13 protein-coding genes and 2 tRNA genes are annotated in these 16,693 nt (G+C 67.2%); 10 read left to right on the forward strand and 5 right to left on the reverse strand.

Annotated elements, in window-relative coordinates; translation table 11 throughout:
• The first annotated feature begins 50 nt into the window (after positions 1 to 50).
• The 9 genes from recJ to phoB all read left to right on the forward strand — a co-directional run bounded on the left by recJ (position 51) and on the right by phoB (position 8,321).
• Positions 51 to 1,856 carry a single-stranded-DNA-specific exonuclease RecJ gene (gene recJ / locus ACPV3N_RS01740; RefSeq protein WP_440113798.1) on the forward strand — a complete coding sequence of 602 codons (1,806 nt, stop codon included), beginning with the start codon at positions 51 to 53 and terminating at the stop codon, positions 1,854 to 1,856.
• A 71-nt stretch (positions 1,857 to 1,927) separates the two neighbouring features.
• Positions 1,928 to 2,002: transfer RNA gene (locus ACPV3N_RS01745), tRNA-Glu, on the forward strand.
• 25 nt (positions 2,003 to 2,027) lie between these two features.
• Positions 2,028 to 2,102, forward strand: a tRNA-Glu gene (locus ACPV3N_RS01750).
• An 85-nt stretch (positions 2,103 to 2,187) separates the two neighbouring features.
• Positions 2,188 to 3,384 carry an ATP-binding protein gene (locus tag ACPV3N_RS01755; RefSeq protein WP_440113801.1) on the forward strand — a complete coding sequence of 399 codons (1,197 nt, stop codon included), beginning with the start codon at positions 2,188 to 2,190 and terminating at the stop codon, positions 3,382 to 3,384.
• A gap of 69 nt (positions 3,385 to 3,453) precedes the next feature.
• Positions 3,454 to 4,839: a phosphate ABC transporter permease subunit PstC gene (gene pstC, locus ACPV3N_RS01760; protein WP_440113804.1), complete on the forward strand. Its 1,386-nt coding sequence runs from the start codon at positions 3,454 to 3,456 to the stop codon at positions 4,837 to 4,839.
• Positions 4,832 to 6,094 (forward strand): phosphate ABC transporter permease PstA, encoded by a 1,263-nt coding sequence (gene pstA, locus ACPV3N_RS01765; protein WP_440113807.1) that lies wholly within the window; start codon positions 4,832 to 4,834, stop codon positions 6,092 to 6,094. Before pstC ends, pstA begins: the two co-directional genes overlap by 8 nt.
• A gap of 38 nt (positions 6,095 to 6,132) precedes the next feature.
• Complete coding sequence (gene pstB / locus ACPV3N_RS01770; RefSeq protein ID WP_440117393.1) at positions 6,133 to 6,879, forward strand: phosphate ABC transporter ATP-binding protein PstB; 747 nt, start codon at positions 6,133 to 6,135, stop codon at positions 6,877 to 6,879.
• A gap of 13 nt (positions 6,880 to 6,892) precedes the next feature.
• The gene (gene phoU / locus ACPV3N_RS01775) at positions 6,893 to 7,558 is read left to right on the forward strand and encodes a phosphate signaling complex protein PhoU (RefSeq protein ID WP_440113810.1); all 666 of its coding nucleotides are present in this window, start codon (positions 6,893 to 6,895) and stop codon (positions 7,556 to 7,558) included.
• Positions 7,559 to 7,634: 76 nt separating this feature from the next.
• Complete coding sequence (phoB, locus tag ACPV3N_RS01780; RefSeq protein WP_440113813.1) at positions 7,635 to 8,321, forward strand: phosphate regulon transcriptional regulator PhoB; 687 nt, start codon at positions 7,635 to 7,637, stop codon at positions 8,319 to 8,321.
• A gap of 24 nt (positions 8,322 to 8,345) precedes the next feature.
• On the opposite strand, the gene ACPV3N_RS01785 is transcribed toward phoB, so the two are convergent.
• The 5 genes from ACPV3N_RS01785 to ACPV3N_RS01805 all read right to left on the reverse strand — a co-directional run bounded on the left by ACPV3N_RS01785 (position 8,346) and on the right by ACPV3N_RS01805 (position 16,067).
• Positions 8,346 to 9,086 carry an extensin-like domain-containing protein gene (locus tag ACPV3N_RS01785; protein ID WP_440113816.1) on the reverse strand — a complete coding sequence of 247 codons (741 nt, stop codon included), beginning with the start codon at positions 9,084 to 9,086 and terminating at the stop codon, positions 8,346 to 8,348.
• Positions 9,083 to 9,712 (reverse strand): LysE family translocator, encoded by a 630-nt coding sequence (locus ACPV3N_RS01790; RefSeq protein WP_440113819.1) that lies wholly within the window; start codon positions 9,710 to 9,712, stop codon positions 9,083 to 9,085. Before ACPV3N_RS01790 ends, ACPV3N_RS01785 begins: the two co-directional genes overlap by 4 nt.
• Before the next feature lie 97 nt (positions 9,713 to 9,809).
• Positions 9,810 to 13,385 carry an error-prone DNA polymerase gene (locus ACPV3N_RS01795; RefSeq protein ID WP_440113822.1) on the reverse strand — a complete coding sequence of 1,192 codons (3,576 nt, stop codon included), beginning with the start codon at positions 13,383 to 13,385 and terminating at the stop codon, positions 9,810 to 9,812.
• A gap of 1 nt (position 13,386) precedes the next feature.
• Positions 13,387 to 14,826, reverse strand: coding sequence for a UdgX family uracil-DNA binding protein (locus ACPV3N_RS01800; protein WP_440113825.1), 1,440 nt, complete (start codon positions 14,824 to 14,826; stop codon positions 13,387 to 13,389).
• Positions 14,823 to 16,067, reverse strand: a complete 1,245-nt coding sequence (locus tag ACPV3N_RS01805; RefSeq protein ID WP_440113828.1) for a putative DNA modification/repair radical SAM protein — start codon at positions 16,065 to 16,067, stop codon at positions 14,823 to 14,825. Before ACPV3N_RS01805 ends, ACPV3N_RS01800 begins: the two co-directional genes overlap by 4 nt.
• 124 nt (positions 16,068 to 16,191) lie before the next feature.
• Here ACPV3N_RS01805 and ACPV3N_RS01810 point away from each other — a divergent pair, with 124 nt between their 5' ends.
• The gene (locus ACPV3N_RS01810) at positions 16,192 to 16,686 is read left to right on the forward strand and encodes a PilZ domain-containing protein (protein ID WP_440113831.1); all 495 of its coding nucleotides are present in this window, start codon (positions 16,192 to 16,194) and stop codon (positions 16,684 to 16,686) included.
• Positions 16,687 to 16,693: the final 7 nt, after the last annotated feature.

The raw sequence follows: 16,693 nt of genomic DNA on the forward strand, positions 1-16,693 counted from the left end.
TCAATCGCCGGCGGGTTCCGGCGGGCATCGCACTGCGTTAGACGACCCGGATGGCATCGCAATCGCTCGCTCCCGTGTTCGGCGTCGTAAGTTCGCTTTCCGGCAAGTCATGGAGGTGGCGGGGCGGGAACATGGATGTCGGGAGTCTCGAGGACACGGCCGGCTCCGGCGCCCCGGGCGCTCTCGACGATGTCGTGACCCAGCTGCTGCTTTCACGCGGGGTGGCGCGCGACGATCTCGCCCGTCACCGGTCCCCTACGCTGCGCCAGTTTCTTCCCGACCCGTCGCACTTCCGCGACATGGATACCGCCGCGGACCGGCTTGCGCAGGCGGTCATTGCGGGCGAGACGGTGACGGTTTACGGCGATTACGACGTCGACGGCGCGACCAGCGCCGCGTTGCTCGTCCGGCTGCTCCGCACGCTCGGTCGCGACGCCCGCTACTATATTCCCGATCGACTGCTCGAGGGGTACGGACCCAGCGGCGAGGCTCTCGTTCGCCTTGGCGAAGAAGGTTCCAGCCTCATCGTCACGGTCGACTGCGGCGCGATGGCCCACGAAGCGCTGGCGCAGGCGCACGCCGCCGGGATCGATGTTATCGTGGTCGATCACCACAAGTGCGCGGCAGAAAATCCCGTGGCGGTGGCACTCGTCAATCCCAACCGCCTCGACGAGAGCTCCGAAGGTGCCGAACATGGCCATCTCGCCGCGGTGGGGGTCGCCTTCCTGCTCGCGGTGGCGCTCGTCCGCACGTTGCGGGCGCGGGGTTACTTTACTGACGGCCTCCCCGAGCCCGACCTGATGGGGCTGCTTGATCTTGTAGCATTGGGCACGGTCGCCGACGTCGCGCAGATTCGCGGGCTGAACCGCGCGTTCGTCGCGCAGGGACTGAAGGTCATGGCGCGCCGGGAGAATACCGGCATGGCCGCGCTGATCGATGCGAGCCGCCTCAAGCGAAGCCCGCGCTGCAGCGACCTGGGCTTCGCGTTGGGCCCAAGGATCAACGCAGGGGGCCGGGTCGGCGAATCGACCTTGGGAGTGCGCCTGCTGACGACCGAGGATCCCGCCGAAGCGGCCGAGATCGCCGCCAAGCTGTCGGCGCTGAACGAGGATCGCCGCGCTATCGAGGCCGAAGTCCAGGCTGCCGCGGAATCGATGCTGGAGGGCCAGCACAACCGCGCGGTGCACGTGGTCGCCGGAAGCGGCTGGCACCCTGGCGTGATCGGCATCGTCGCAGGACGGATCAAGGAGCGGACGGGCAAGCCCGCCCTCGTAATCGCTCTCGATGGCCAGATCGGCAAGGGGTCTGCGCGCTCGATCGTCGGGGTCGACCTCGGCGCAGCGATCATCGCCGCACGCGAGGCAGGCCTGCTGGTGGCGGGCGGCGGGCACGCCATGGCCGCCGGACTGACGATTGAAGCAGACAGGGTCGCAGCGCTGGCGGACTGGCTTGATTCGCGTCTCGGCGCCGCGGTCGCGCGAGCGCGGGAAAGCGAATCGATCGCGCTCGACCTTGCGCTGGCGGCAGGGGGCCTGACCCCCGCCCTGGTTGACGCGCTCGAGGCGGCCGGACCCTTCGGCATGGGATGGCCCGGCCCGCGGATCGCAATCGGTCCCGTGCGTCTCGTCAAGGCCGACATTGTGGGGACGGACCACGTTCGGGCCATTGCCGCCGGGCAGGATGGCCGCAGCTTCAAGGCCATCGCATTTCGCGCCGCCGAGACGCCCCTCGGCGAGGCGTTGCTCCATGGTTCGCGCGGCCGTTTGCTCTGGCTCGCCGGCCGCGCCAAGATCGACGACTGGGGCGACCGGTTGCAGGCGGAGCTCCAGATCGAAGACGCAGCATGGGCCGATTGATCGCGTAAGCGAGTAGCCGGGGTTGACCGCCCGTCCCCCCGCCCCTAATGGCGCGCCACGCTTTCCGGAGCGGCCCCTTCGTCTAGCGGTTAGGACGCGGCCCTTTCACGGCTGAAACACGGGTTCGATTCCCGTAGGGGTCACCACCGGTGGCGCGCCATTCGCACGGATGGCCCCTTCGTCTAGCGGTCAGGACGCGGCCCTCTCACGGCTGAAACACGGGTTCGATTCCCGTAGGGGTCACCAGCGGCAACCATGACCATCCGCATGAAACGATACGATTTGCGACCGGGCTGGCGCTCGGCTCATCGCGAGGCTAGGGCCGCTCGCGATGGATGAGCGCCGTCCCCTGCCCTGGCTCGGCCTCGCGCTGGCGGCGATCGGCGCGGGGGGGCTCCTGCTTCTCGGCGAACAGCCGTTCCTTGCGCTGGCGGTCCTGGTGCTGTGGTCAGGCTCGCTGTGGCTGTCGATCGCCGAACCACCCCCGATAGCGTCGCACAAGGCCAACGGTCCCTTCGATCGCGACACCATGGGCGAGCTGATCGAGCATTCGGGAACGCCGCTGATGCTGGTCGAGAGCGACCGGGTGGCTATCGCCAACCAGGCTGCGCGTGAGGTCCTGGGCGCCCACATCGTGGGGCAGGACATTCGCGTGGCCCTGCGCCACCCGGACGCGATCGCGCTGACCGAGCGCGACCGGCCCGCCACTGCCATGGTCAAGGGCCTGGCTCGCCGGCACGACATATGGCGGGTCAGCCGGCAGCCGCTCGGCGACGGGGCGGCAGTGATCGAGATGATCAACCGTACCGCCGAGGCTGACATCAGCCGGTCGCACACCGATTTCGTGGCCAACGCCAGCCACGAGCTGCGCACCCCGCTTGCCTCGATCATCGGGTACGCAGAGACGCTCGCCGAGGAGAACGGTGACGGCGATCCGGCGAGGCGGCAGAAGTTTCTCTCGACGATCCTGCGCGAATCGCGAAGGTTGAAGGGGCTAGTCGACGATCTGATGTCGCTTTCGCGGATCGAGGCCGAAAAGCACGAACAGCCATCCGAACTGATCGACCTCGGGCCGCTCGTCGAAAGGTCAGCCCGCGATGCCGCAGGGCCGGAGAGGACAGGGCGCCTTGAACTCGATCTGTCGCCTGGCCTTTCGGTGCGCGGCGACCAGCAGCAACTCGAGCAACTGGTCCGCAACCTGGTCGACAATGCCTTGAAGTACGGGGCCGACGACCAGCCCGTCACCGTTAGTCTCGTCGAACTGCAGGGCGGGGCCGCGCGGTTGTCGGTAACCGATCGCGGCGACGGCATAGCGCCCGAGCATCTGCCGCACCTTACCCGGCGTTTTTACCGGACCGACCCGGGGCGCAGCCGCGCTTCGGGCGGGACCGGACTTGGCCTTGCGATCGTCAAGCATATCGTGGAACGCCATCGCGGCCGGCTCGACATCGAGAGCGAGCTGGGTAAGGGGACGAGCGTCGTGGTCCGTATTCCATCAGGCGTGAACGCCGCGCAGGGATTGTCATGAAACCGTCATCAAAACGACGCATCGGCTCGACACGTTGACCCTCAACCCGCGGGACAATCGCATTCACCCATGTCACTTTCGCTTCTCCTCCTCCTCGCAATAGGGCTCGCGCTGGCTGGCTGGCTGGCTGGCCGTGCGCGCGCATGGGGTTTCCGCGCGGCGGCCGGCGGGACGAGGCTTGCTGCCTTGCCCAGCTATCACGGCTGGTATGTAGCGCTGTGGATTGCCCTGCCCTTGCTGGGGTTTATTATGCTGTGGACCGCGCTGGCTCCTGACCTGGTCCAGCAGGCGGTTCTCGCCGACCCGGCGGCGCAAGGCCTGCCGGCCTCCGATTTCCAGCGCAACGCCATCCTTGCCCAGGCGCGCGCGGTTGCGACAGGTGCAGCGGCGGTCACGACGCATCCGGACGCGGCCGCGCTGGTCGAGCCATATCGCGCGGCGATCGCCCGCTACCGGCTGATCGGGATCCTTGCGACTCTTGGCATTGCGGTGGCGGCGGGCGCGTTCGCGTTCCTGCGGCTGCGGCCGAATTTCACCGCCCGCACCCGAGTCGAGCGGGCCGTGCTCTCGGTCCTGCTGCTCGCATCTCTGGTCGCGGTCCTCACGACGCTGGGAATCCTCGTCAGTCTGATATTCGAGACGATCCGATTCTTCGGAATGATCTCTCCGATAGATTTCCTGTTCGGGACGATGTGGTCGCCCGACCCGATGGTCTCGGCCGAATCGGCGGACCCGACCCGGTACGGCGCGATCCCGCTGTTCTGGGGCACGATCTTCATCGGCGCGATCATCGCGATGATCGTTGCGATTCCGCTCGGGCTGATGAGCGCGATCTACCTGACCCAGTATGCCAGGCCCGCCTACCGCAAGTGGCTCAAGCCGGCGCTCGAGATTCTCGCCGGCGTGCCGACCGTTGTGTACGGCTACTTCGCCGCGCTTACGGTGGCGCCGGCGATCCGCGATGCCGCGCAGGCAGTCGGTTTCGCGGGGGCGAGCTCGGAAAGCGCGCTCGCCGCCGGGCTCGTGATGGGCGTGATGATTATCCCCTTCGTGTCCTCGATGGCGGACGACAGCATCGCCGCGGTGCCCCAGGCGATGCGCGACGGCAGCCTGGCGATGGGAGCGACGAAATCCGAGACGATCCGCCGCGTCCTGATCCCTGCCGCCCTGCCGGGCATCGTCGCCGGAATCATGCTGGCCGTCAGCCGCGCGATCGGCGAGACGATGATCGTCGTCATGGCCGCCTCGACTGCGGCCAACCTCAGCGCCAACCCGCTCGAGGCGATGACAACGGTCACGGTGCAGATCGTGGCGATGCTCACCGGCGAGGGCAGCTTCGACCACCCCGCAACCCTCAGTGCGTTCGCGCTCGGGTTCGTGCTGTTCATGGTGACGCTGGCGCTGAACTTCGTCGCGCTGCGCGTCGTCAAGCGGTTCCGAGAAGCATATGAGTGAGCAGGCCGAAGCATTCCGGGCGCCGACCCGCACGCCCGCGTTCGAAGCGCGGCTGAAGAAGCGCTACGCGTCGGAGCGGCGGTTCAAGGCGCTGGGCCTCGCGGCGATCCTCGTGTCGGTCGCGGTGCTGTTGTTCCTGCTGACGACGATGCTGATCAACGGCCTTGGCGGATTTCAGCGTGCCGAGGTCGAGGTACCGGTCGACTTCACGCAAGCCGGGCTATCGATCGATCCCTCGCTGTCCGATCCCGTCGAGATCCAGCAGAGCCTGCAGAACCAGGGGCTGCCGCAGGTGATCGAGTTCTTCGCCGCTCGGACGCTTGGCGAGGACGGCGCGCAGGAGATCTCGGCGGACGCCTGGCGCGAAGTCGCTTCGGCTATCGCGGAGGATCCGACCATCCTGCGCCGGACCGAGACGCTGTCGCTCCCCGCAAGTTCGGACCTTGCGGCCGGCCTTGCCGGCGAAGGCGGACCGGAAAGCCGGGCCCTCGCCGCGCGCCTTGCCGCGGAGGGCAAGCTTGGCACCGCGCTCGACCTAGGCTTCCTCGCCCGATCGGACGCGACCGATCCGCAGGCGGTCGGCATCTGGGGGGCGCTCAAGGGGTCGATGCTGACGATGTTCGTCACGCTGCTGCTCGCCTTCCCGATCGGGGTGCTTGCCGCTCTCTACCTCGAGGAATATGCGCCGAAGAACCGCTGGACCGACCTGATCGAGGTTTCGATCAACAATCTCGCCGCGGTCCCGTCGATCATCTTCGGCCTTCTGGGCCTCGCGGTCTTCCTGTGGATCTTTCCCAACATGCGTTCGGCGCCGCTGATCGGCGGCATGACGCTGGCGCTGATGACGATGCCGGTGATCGTCATCGCCGGGCGCAACGCGATCAAGGCGGTTCCGCCGTCGATCAGGGACGGGGCGCTGGCAATCGGCGCCTCACCCGTACAGGTGGTCTTCCACCACGTGCTGCCGCTCGCGCTCCCCGGCATTCTGACCGGAACGATCATCGGCATGGCGCGCGCCCTGGGTGAAACCGCGCCGCTGTTGATGATCGGCATGCGCGCGTTCGTCGCGACGCCGCCATCGGGCTTCACTTCGCCCGCGACCGTACTGCCCGTGCAGATCTTCCTGTGGTCGGACGAGATCGACCGCGGGTTCGTCGAACGCACCAGCGCGGCGATTATCGTGCTACTGCTGTTCCTGCTCGTGATGAACGGGCTAGCCATCTACCTGCGCAACAAATTCGAGAAGACCTGGTGACATTCGTCCATCCCAACCTGGAAGAAACCGACGCCAAGATGCGGGCGCGCGACGTGTCGGTGTATTACGGCGCGAAAAAGGCCATCGACGAGGTGTCGATCGACATTCCGTCGAAGTATGTCACCGCGTTCATCGGTCCGTCGGGCTGCGGCAAGTCGACCTTCCTGCGGGCGCTCAACCGCATGAACGACACGATCCCGTCCGCGCGGGTCGAGGGTTGCATCGAGCTCGACGGGGAAGACATCTACAAGTCCGGCATGGACGTCGTGCAGCTGCGCGCCCGGGTCGGCATGGTGTTCCAGAAGCCCAATCCGTTCCCCAAGTCGATCTACGAGAACATCGCCTACGGCCCGCGCATCCACGGCCTCGCGGAAGGCAAGGCCGAGCTTGACGACATCGTCGAGCGCTCCTTGAAGCGCGCCGGCCTGTGGAACGAGGTCAAGGATCGCCTCAGCGACAGCGGCACCGCGCTGTCGGGTGGCCAGCAGCAGCGCCTGTGCATCGCCCGCGCGGTCGCGGTCGATCCCGAGGTTATCCTGATGGACGAGCCCTGTTCGGCGCTCGATCCCATCGCGACCGCCAAGATCGAGGAACTGATCGACGAGCTGCGTGGCAACTACGCGATCGTCATCGTCACCCACTCGATGCAGCAGGCCGCGCGGGTCAGCCAGCGCACGGCCTTCTTCCACCTCGGCAACATGGTGGAGTATGGTCGCACGTCGGACATATTCACCAATCCGCTCGAGGAGCGGACCAAGGACTACATCACGGGCCGCTACGGCTAGGACACGGAACGACATGGAACACACGGTCAAGGCCTTCGACGAGGATATTACCAAGCTGCGCGGACTGATTGCGCAGATGGGCGGCATGGCCGAAGTTGCCGTGCAGAACGCGATGGACGCGCTGGTCAAGGGCGACGACGCGCTGGCCGACCGCATCATTGCCGAGGACAAGAAGCTCGACGCGCTCGAGAGCGAGGTCGACAAGCTGGCGGTCCGGATCATCGCCCTGCGCGCGCCGATGGCGGACGACTTGCGCGAGGTCATCGCGGCGTTGAAGATCGCCGGCGTGGTCGAGCGGATCGGCGACTACTCCAAGGCGATCGCCAAGGCCTCGCGCCAGATCGAGGACCGCAAGAAGTTCGGGCCCCTCACGCTCGTCCCGGCGATGGGGGAAATTGCGGCCGAAATGGTTCATGACGCGATGACCGCCTATGCCGCGCGCGACGCGGTGCTCGCGCGCGAGGTGATCGTGACCGACGAGAAGGTCGACAACTTCTACGAATCGATCTTCCGCAACCTCGTCAGCCACATGGTCGAGAACCCGTCGACGATCAGTTCGGCCGCGCAGATGCTGTTTGTCGCCCGCAACCTCGAGCGGATCGGGGACCACGCGACCAACGTTGCCGAGATGGTGCATTTCGCCGCCACGGGCGCCTATCCGGTCGATGCCGATTTCTGATGCGGGGGCACCGTGCGGCGCGGCGGTCAACGCTTCGTCCTCAGGGTGTAACAATTCGCGTGTGGAAAGGCGGTCGATGACCGCTGCCAAGCTTCTCCTGGTCGAAGACGACCCATCGCTTGCCGAACTGCTCGAATACCGTTTCGCGAACGAGGGCTATTCGGTCCGCGTGACATCTGACGGCGACGAGGCACTCCTGCTCGCGGCAGAGGACGTGCCCGACCTCATCATTCTCGACTGGATGATCGAGGGGACCAGCGGGATCGAGGTCTGCCGGCGCCTGCGCCGCGACAAGGCGACTGCGCACGTGCCGATCATCATGCTCACCGCGCGCGAGGGAGAGGACGACAAGATTCGCGGGCTCGAGACGGGGGCCGACGACTACCTGACGAAGCCCTTCTCTCCGCGTGAACTCCTGGCCAGGGTCGCCGCGGTCCTGCGGCGCATTCGTCCCGCGCTGGCCGGCGAGACCATCGCCGTTGGCGATATCTTGCTCGATCCGGTGGCGCACCGGGTATCTAGGCGGGGGCAACCAATCCATCTCGGCCCCACCGAATACCGCCTCCTGAAATTCCTGATGGAGAGCCCCGGGCGCGTATTCAGCCGCAGCCAGCTGCTCGACGGCGTCTGGGGTACGGAGAGCGAGATCGAGCTGCGCACCGTCGACGTCCACATTCGCCGCCTGCGTCAAGCGATCGCCATCGACGGGGCAAAGGACCCGGTCCGCACTGTGCGGTCAGCAGGGTACTCTCTAGAAGGCTAGCGCGCGCCGCATCGGTGCACAGGGTCACCGGCACACCCCACCCCACCCGCGCGCCTGCTGATCGAGGTGCAGGTGATCGCGGTGGGCGGCGTTGTAATCGGGGCCAAGGACCGTGCCGAACGCCTCGCAGGCCCCGTCGCGGACGCGGCGCAGAAACACCGCCTCGGCATCGTTTCCGTCCCAATCCCGCAGCACCGAGACCCGGCGGCCATCCTCGAGGACAAAGGCGGCGATGTCGATGGCGTTGCCGGTCGCGTGCTCGCTCCAGCCGCCAGTCGATCGGCCATAGAGTCGCCGGCAACTGAATGCGCCGAGGTGCTCGACCCCGGCGAGCGGGGACCCGAGCATCTCGCGGGCGGCCGGGCGAACCTCACGCTCCAGCCAGCGCTCCAGACCGGCCGCGACGGCGCAAGTCGTGGGAGGCGCGCCGGGGCGCAGCGGAATATCCTGCAGAACGACCCGGTCCCGGCGCAGGCACGCTCCTTCACCGGCGGGGGCGAGTTCGGTGAATGCGACATCGCTTCGGCCGAGTATGTCACGGCATCGGTCCCGGTCGACGCGCAAGTCGGCGAGCTTCTGCCGCGTGGCCCAGCCATCGGGGTCCCCGAGGCGCAAGGGCGCCCAGGGATTGGCCTCGGGATGCGCGTCGAGCCATGCCTTGCCGGCCAGCGCCAGCGCTGCGGCGATCAGTGCAATGAATGCCAGGCGATCGAAGCGGGACGGGCGCCAGCGCCGTGCCGCGCGCAAGAGATCGGCACGCCTCATCGCATCGCAAGGTCGACGAGGAGCCCGGCCGCGATTGCGACAAGTACCACGCCTACCGCCATATCCGCCTTGCGACGGACCTCCGGCTGCGCAAGCGCCGTCGCCACGCGCCGCCCCGCGCCGATGTAAAGACCGCCCACCGCCAGGTCGATGACCATGGCGACGACCGCGAGCACGACGATCTGCGGCACGACCGGGATCCGCTGATCGATGAACGGTGGCAGCAAGGCTACCACGTAGACGAGCGACTTCGGGTTGCCGATCGCGACGAGGATTCCCCCGGCGAAGGAGCGGCGCCCGTGACCGTCGCGCGCGCCCGGCCCGGCCGGGAACCGGTTGCCTGCGCGCAGGATGCCCCTGACCCCGATCCACCCCAGGTAGACCGCGCCGGCAACAGCCAGCGCCGTGAAAGCCCTGGGCCACGCTGCGGCGATCGTGCCGAGACCCAGTGCGGCCAGCAGCCACCAGACGATATAGCCCAGTTGCATCCCCAGCAGAGCCGCAAGTCCGCTGCGCCAACCGTTCATGATGGTTCGCGCCATTACGAACAGCATCGATACACCGGGTACGATGCTGGTGACTGCGGTCATCAGCGCGAAGGCGGCAAGGCGTTCGGGATCGATCACCGTACGCCCGCTAGGGGGACACGGTCGATTCGTCGATTCAAGCGAGCGAGGCCGGAGCGCGGCTTTCCCTCCCGGCCGACATGCTGTTGGACAAGAGCTAGTGGAAGTCGCGGCTTGGTGGCAGCGGCATGAGCCGGGGGACGATGCGCGTGTCGCGCGGGTGGCCGTGAAAGCCGCACTCCCGGTTGTTGGCAGGCGGAGGCTCCCAAGGCTCGACCGGCGGCCTTGCGCTTGGATCGTCCGTGTCCGGGCGCAAGTCGTCGCGCGGGCCCGACCGGCCCGGCAGCGGGTTGTTGCAATGGTCGGCGCGGGCGATCGGGGTGCGGATCAGGTCGTCGCTCAGACGGTGGAGCTCGTGCGTTGCGTCGGTCATATGATGGGCGATCACGTGGATCACCTCATCGTCGTATTCGACCCGGCCGCGCACCTCCATCAGTCGCGATCCCATCACCACCTTGCGCTGCCTTTCCTTCAGATCGGGCCAGACGACGAGGTTGATGACTCCCGTTTCGTCCTCGAGCGTGATGAAGCACACGCCCTTGGCGCTGCCCGGCCGCTGGCGGATCAGGACCACGCCCGCGACCTGCACCATCGAGCGGAACTTGCGCGCGCGCAGGTCGCAGGCCCGCACGAAGCCGCGCTCGGCCAGGCTGGCGCGCAGGAACGCCATCGGGTGCGCCTTCAGGCTGAGGCGCGTGGTCTGGTAGTCGGCGACCACTTCTTCGCTGAGCGGCATCGCGGGAAGCGCGGTGGGCTGCGCCTCCGTCCCCTCGTCGCGTGTCTCGGCAAAGGCAAACAGCGGCAGGTCCGGCCCGCCGACGAGGCTGCGTGCGTCCCACAGCGCCTGGCGTCGGGGCAGCCGCAACGACTGGAACGCGTCGGCGCTGGCGAGCCGCTCGATATGCGCTGGGCTCACGCCGGCGCGATCGCGCAGCGCCGCGACATCGGCAAAGGCCCCGCGTTCGGCCCGCTCGGCCAGAAGGCGGGCGGCGACGTGCTCGGGCAGCCCGTCGATCTGCCTGAGGCCGAGGCGCAGCGCGACGTGGCGATCGAGGCGGCCCTTGTCTGCCCTGGCGCTGTCTCGGGACCCTGCCTTCTCCTCGCCCGTGACCTCGAGCGTGCAATCCCACTGCGACGCGTTGACGTCGGCGGGCAGCACCGTGACGCCATGCTCCACGGCGTCACGCACGATCTGCGCCGGGGCGTAGAAGCCCATCGGCTGCGAATTGAGCAGCGCGCAGCCGAACGCCGCGGGAAAGTGGCACTTGAGCCAGCTCGATACGTAGACGAGGTGCGCGAAACTCGCCGCATGGCTTTCGGGGAAGCCGTATTCGCCAAAACCGCGGATCTGGTTGAAGCAGCGCTGCGCGAACTCGCGGTCATAGCCGCGCTGCACCATGCGCTCGACCATCATGTCCTGCAGCTCGTCGACCATGCCCCGGCTGCGGAACGTCGCCATCGCCTTTCTCAACCGGTTGGCTTCGGCGCTGGAGAACTTCGCCGCGTCGAGCGCGATCTTCATCGCCTGCTCCTGGAAGATCGGGACCCCCAGCGTCCGCTCGAGGATGCTCGACAGCTCGTCTGGCGGGCCGTGTTCGGGACCCGGCGCCGGGATCACCACCTGCTCGGCCCCGCGGCGGCGTTTGAGGTAGGGATGGACCATGTCGCCCTGGATCGGCCCCGGGCGGACGATCGCGACCTGAATCACCAGATCGTAGAATTCGCGCGGGCGCAGTCGCGGCAGCATGTTCATTTGCGCGCGGCTTTCGACCTGGAACACCCCGAGCGAATCGCCCTTGCGCAGCATCGCGTAGGTTTCCGGGTCCTCACGCGGGACCGTGGCCAGCGTCAGCGTGCGATCATGGGTGTTTTCAACAAGATCGAGGCATTTCCTGATGCAGGTCAGCATGCCGAGCGCAAGTACGTCGACCTTGAGGATGCCGAGCGCCTCGATGTCGTCCTTGTCCCACTCGATGAAACTCCTGTCGGGCATCGCCCCGTTGCCGATCGGCACGGTCTCGGTCAGCGGCCCATCGGTGAGGATGAACCCGCCCACGTGCTGAGACAAATGACGCGGCATTCCGATCATCTGCTCGGTCAGCTTGAGAACCCGCCTGAGGTGGGGATCGCCCACGTCGAGGCCGGTTTCCGCGACATGGGCCTCGCCGATCTCCTTGCCCCACCCGCCCCACACGGTGCGCGCGAGCGCACTGGTCACGTCTTCGGACAGGCCCATCGCCTTGCCCACTTCGCGGATCGCCATGCGCGGACGATAGTGGATCACCGTGGCACACAGGCCCGCGCGGTGGCGGCCGTACTGGCGGTAGATGTGCTGGATCACTTCCTCGCGCCGCTCGTGCTCGAAGTCGACGTCGATGTCGGGCGGTTCCTTGCGCTCTTCGGAAATGAAGCGGTCGAACAGCAGCGCGTGCTTGGCCGGGTCCACGCTGGTTATCCCGAGGCAGTAACAGACCGCCGAGTTGGCCGCCGAGCCGCGTCCCTGGCACAGGATCGGCGGATCGACCCCGCGTGCGTAGTCGACGATGTCCTTGATGGTGAGGAAGTAGCGCGCGAGGTCGAGCTTGCCGATCAGTGCCAGTTCGCGTTCGATCGTCGCGGCAACACTTTCCGGCAAGCCATTGGGATAACGCCATTTTGCCCCTTTCCAGGTTTCCCGTGCGAGGAACGCCTGGGGCGTCATGCCGTCGGGATAGATCTCCTGCGGATACTCGTATTGCAGTTCGTCGAGGCTGAACGTGCAGGCATCGGCCACCGCGCGCGCTGCTGCGATGGCGTGGGGCCAGCGAGCGAACAGCGTGGCCATCTCGGCGGGGCTCTTGAGGTGCCGCTCGGCGTTGCCGAACAGCAGGTGGCCGGCCTTGTCGACGGTCGTCTTGTGCCGGATCGCCACCATCACGTCCTGCAACGGGCGCCGGTCCGGCGCGTGATAATGCACGTCGTTGGTGGCGAGCAGGGTCAACCCGCTCTCGCGGGCAAGCGTATCGAGCCGGTCGATCCGCGCGATGTCGTCGCCGGCGTGAAGATGACTCGCGGCGAGGTGCCGAAGAGTGGGAAGCCCCGCCGCCAGGTGACTGACAAGCTGAAAGAATTTTCCACTGACCGCATCCTGCACCTGTTCGCGGCCCAGGGAAACGACGTTGCTAGCCCAGGCCGGCACGGTGAACCGGGCTTCGAGGTCGTCCGGCGGCAGCAGGATCAGCTGCACGCCCTCGCCATGCGCGGCCAGCATCGCGAGATCGATGTCGCACGCGCCCTTGGCCTGCCATTCCCCTTCGAGGGTGTGCATCCTCCCCGCGCTGATCAGCCTGCACAGGCGGCCGTAGGCAGCGCGATCCGTGGGATAGGCAAGGAAGGCCAGCCCCTCGACCGTCTCGATCCGGCAGCCGATGACGGGCCGCATCTTGAGCGTGCGGGCCTCGGTGTGGACGCGCACCACGCCGGCCATCGAGTTGGCATCGGCGATGCCGATGGCGTCGTAGCCCAGCGCGCGCGCGGTCAGCACGAGGTCGACCGCATCCGAGGCGCCGCGCAGGAAGCTGAAGTTCGAAACAAGCCCCAGTTCGACGAACGGGGCGCGCGGCGGCGGGGCTACGGCAGCGGGATCGTCGAGCTCGATCCGCCGGCGCGGGATGAGGAGGTCGTTCTCGGGCACGTCACGCCGTCAGTTCCGCGAGCCGGTTCTTTACCGCGGCGAGATCGGCGTCGAACATTCGCGACTGCTCTTCACGCGCGGCGCCATCGAGGCGCAGCAGGTAACTGGGGTGCGCGGTGACCCACAGTTCGCTGCCATCTTCCAGCGGGATCGGGGCCCCCCGGGCCTTCGAGATGCTGACCGTCTTGCCGAGCATCCCGCGGGCCGCGCTCGCGCCCATCGCGAGGATGAGCCTGGGCTGCACGATCGCGCGCTCGCTCTCGATCCACCAGCGGCAGGTATCGATCTCCTTCGCCGTGGGCGACTGGTGCAGCCGTCGCTTGCCGCGCTGAACGAACTTGAAGTGCTTGACCGCGTTGGTGACGTAGGCCGAACGGCGATCGATCCCCGCGCGTTCGAGATGGCGGTCGAGCAGCTGCCCGGCAGGCCCCACGAAGGGCCGGCCGGCTAGGTCCTCCTGATCTCCCGGCTGCTCGCCGACGATCATCAAGGCGGCGTCCTGCGGCCCCTCCCCCATCACCGCATGATTGTCGAGGCTGCCGATCGGGCACTTGCGGCAGGCGTGGATCGCCTTGTCGACGGCCGCTAGCGTTTCGGGCCTTTCCTCGAACTCTAGGCTTCCGGCGGCGACCATCTGCGACTCCCGCGACTGCGCCCCTGCGACCAGCTCGGGGATGAGCGCCGCCTCGGGCATGTTCTTCCAGTACTTGCGGGGCATTTCCTTGAGCATGGCCCCGATCTTCAAACGCGCGGGGTTGAAGATCGACGCGTAGTACTTGCGCCACAAGTCCTCGGTCGGATCGCCCGAAGGTGCATCGGAACGCCGGGCAGGAGGGCCTTCCTCGAGTACCGTTCCATCCCAGTGCAGCGAACCTTTCGGCGTCAGGATCGACCACTCCATGTTGGCGAACCGGCGCACGAAGAAGCCGGCATTGGTGCGCAGGATGTGATGCTCGGGCTCGAACCACGCGACGTAATGCTCGCCCGCCTCGTCGTCCTCGCTCTCGACGAGGCGGAAGCGGACGAAGGCGCGCATCTTGTGGATGTCGCGGCGCACCGTGCGCGCGAGCTCGTCGAGCCGGCGCACATCGGGATCCGCGCCGTCCTCGAGCAGGCGCGGGTTCGCCTGCAAGCGCCAGAGCAGGCGGTATAGCAGCGAGAACCGTTCGGGGTCCGAATGGCAGATCGCGCTCCTTGCAAGCTGCACGAACGCCTTGCTCGCGCGGACCGGCGGGGCATCGGCCGGCGGCACGGGGACCCGGCGATCCCCGTGGCTGAACAGGTTGCCCGACCCGCCCGGCTCGACCCACGCGACGCGGTCGGGCGGCACGTCGCACTGGACGAGTCCGCGCGCCCGTTCGCGCCAGAAATCGAAGTCGTCCGCCTCGGGCAGCGCCACGACGTAATACGTGCCCGACTTGACGTGCTGGAGGGCGGTCATGCCGCGAACAGCTCGAGCTGCTCCTGCCTGGGCGCGAGCAGCGCGCGCAGGTCGGCCCGGTCGGTAAGAAGGACCGGCCGCCAGTCGGCGGTCACGATGAACGGACGCACCTTGGCGATCGAGACCGTGAGCTTGGCGACATCGTCGAGCCGCATGGTCCGGTGCCTCCGGCTGGCAAGGATGCGGTTCACCGCCCTCACCCCCAACCCCGGAACACGCAGCAGTTCGTCGCGTCCCGCCCGGTTGACGTCCACCGGGAACCGCTCGCGGAACTTCAATGCCCAGGCGAGCTTGGGGTCGATATCGAGCGGCAGGTTGCCGTCGGCCTCGGTCGCCTGCATCACCTCCTGCGGCTGATAGCCGTAGAACCGCATCAGCCAGTCGGACTGGTAGAGCCGATGCTCGCGGATCAACGGCGGGCGCTTCAGCGGCAGTACCGCGCTGGCGTCGGGAATCGGCGAAAACGCGCTGTAGTAGACGCGGCGCAGGCGGAAGCTGTCGTAGAGCCGGCTTGCCTTGCCGACGATGTCCGCATCGCTTGCCGCGTCCGCGCCGACGATCATCTGGGTCGACTGGCCGGCGGGCGCGAAACGCGGGGCGTGGCGGAAGCGTTTCCGGTTGTCCTTCGCCTCGACGATGTCGCTCTTCAGCTTGCCCATCGCGCCCTCGATCTGGCGGGCGTTCTTGTCGGGCGCGAGACGGGTGAGGCCCGCGTCGGTGGGCAATTCGACGTTGATCGAAACGCGATCGGCATAGAGCCCGGCCTGGTGGACCAGTTCGGGGTCGGCCTCGGGAATGGTCTTCAGATGGATGTAGCCGCGAAAATCGTGGTCCTCGCGCAGAATTCGGGCGACCTCGACCAACTGCTCCATCGTGTGGTTCGAACTCTTCACGATGCCCGACGAAAGGAACAGCCCCTCGATGTAGTTGCGGCGATAGAAGCTGAGCGTGAGATCCACGACCTCCTGCGGTGTGAATCGGGCACGGCGCACGTTCGAGCTCTTGCGGTTGACGCAGTAATGGCAGTCGAACACGCAATGGTTGGTCAGCAGGATCTTTAGCAGCGAAATGCAGCGGCCGTCGGGTGCATAGGCATGGCAGATGCCCATCCCCTCGGTCGAACCGATGCCTTTCCCGCCGCTCGAATTGCGTTTTGCCGTGCCCGACGACGCGCACGACGCATCGTATTTCGCCGCGTCGGCGAGGATTTCGAGCTTCTCGATGATGGACTGCGTACCCATATGTTCTTTATATGTTCTCACGCCCGGTTCGCAACAGGAGAATGTCGATTTCGGTGATGGCGAACGCGGCGTTCACCAGTTTCCGCCAGCCGATGTTCAGCATTCCGGGCAATCTTCGAACGCGATGGAGCCGCTGCGCAGTCACGAACCCGAAACCGTCGTCGACCGCCGCGCGTGCCGGCGCGTGCAGACCACCTGCCCCGCGATCCTGCAGACCATGACCACGCTGACGACCGGGACCCTCGCCGACATCTCCGTATCGGGTGCCCGATTCGAGGCCGTCGATCCGCCCGGTGCTGGTGCCACCGCGCTGCTGCGCTGGGGCGACCACGAGGCCGTATGCACGATCGTCTGGTCGGAGCACGATTCGTGCGGAGTAGTGTTCAAGCAGGCGCTGTCCGCCGAGGTGGTCGCCGAGACGGCCGCGCTGACCCGCGTGCGCGAGGTTCCCATCGCGAGCGTGGGCAACATCACGCAGGGCCGCCGCCGGTCATCGACCTTTCGCAAGACCCCGGCGGTCGAGCAGCCCGCTGTCGCCAGCACCCCGCTGCCGGGACCGGCGTCATCGCTCGCCGAGGTGCTCGCGAGGTTCCGCCGTGGCGGTCCAGCGGGATACTAGCGGCACC

Origin of the sequence: Tsuneonella sediminis, from assembly GCF_051912845.1 — a bacterium.
Classification (GTDB): domain Bacteria; phylum Pseudomonadota; class Alphaproteobacteria; order Sphingomonadales; family Sphingomonadaceae; genus Tsuneonella; species Tsuneonella sediminis.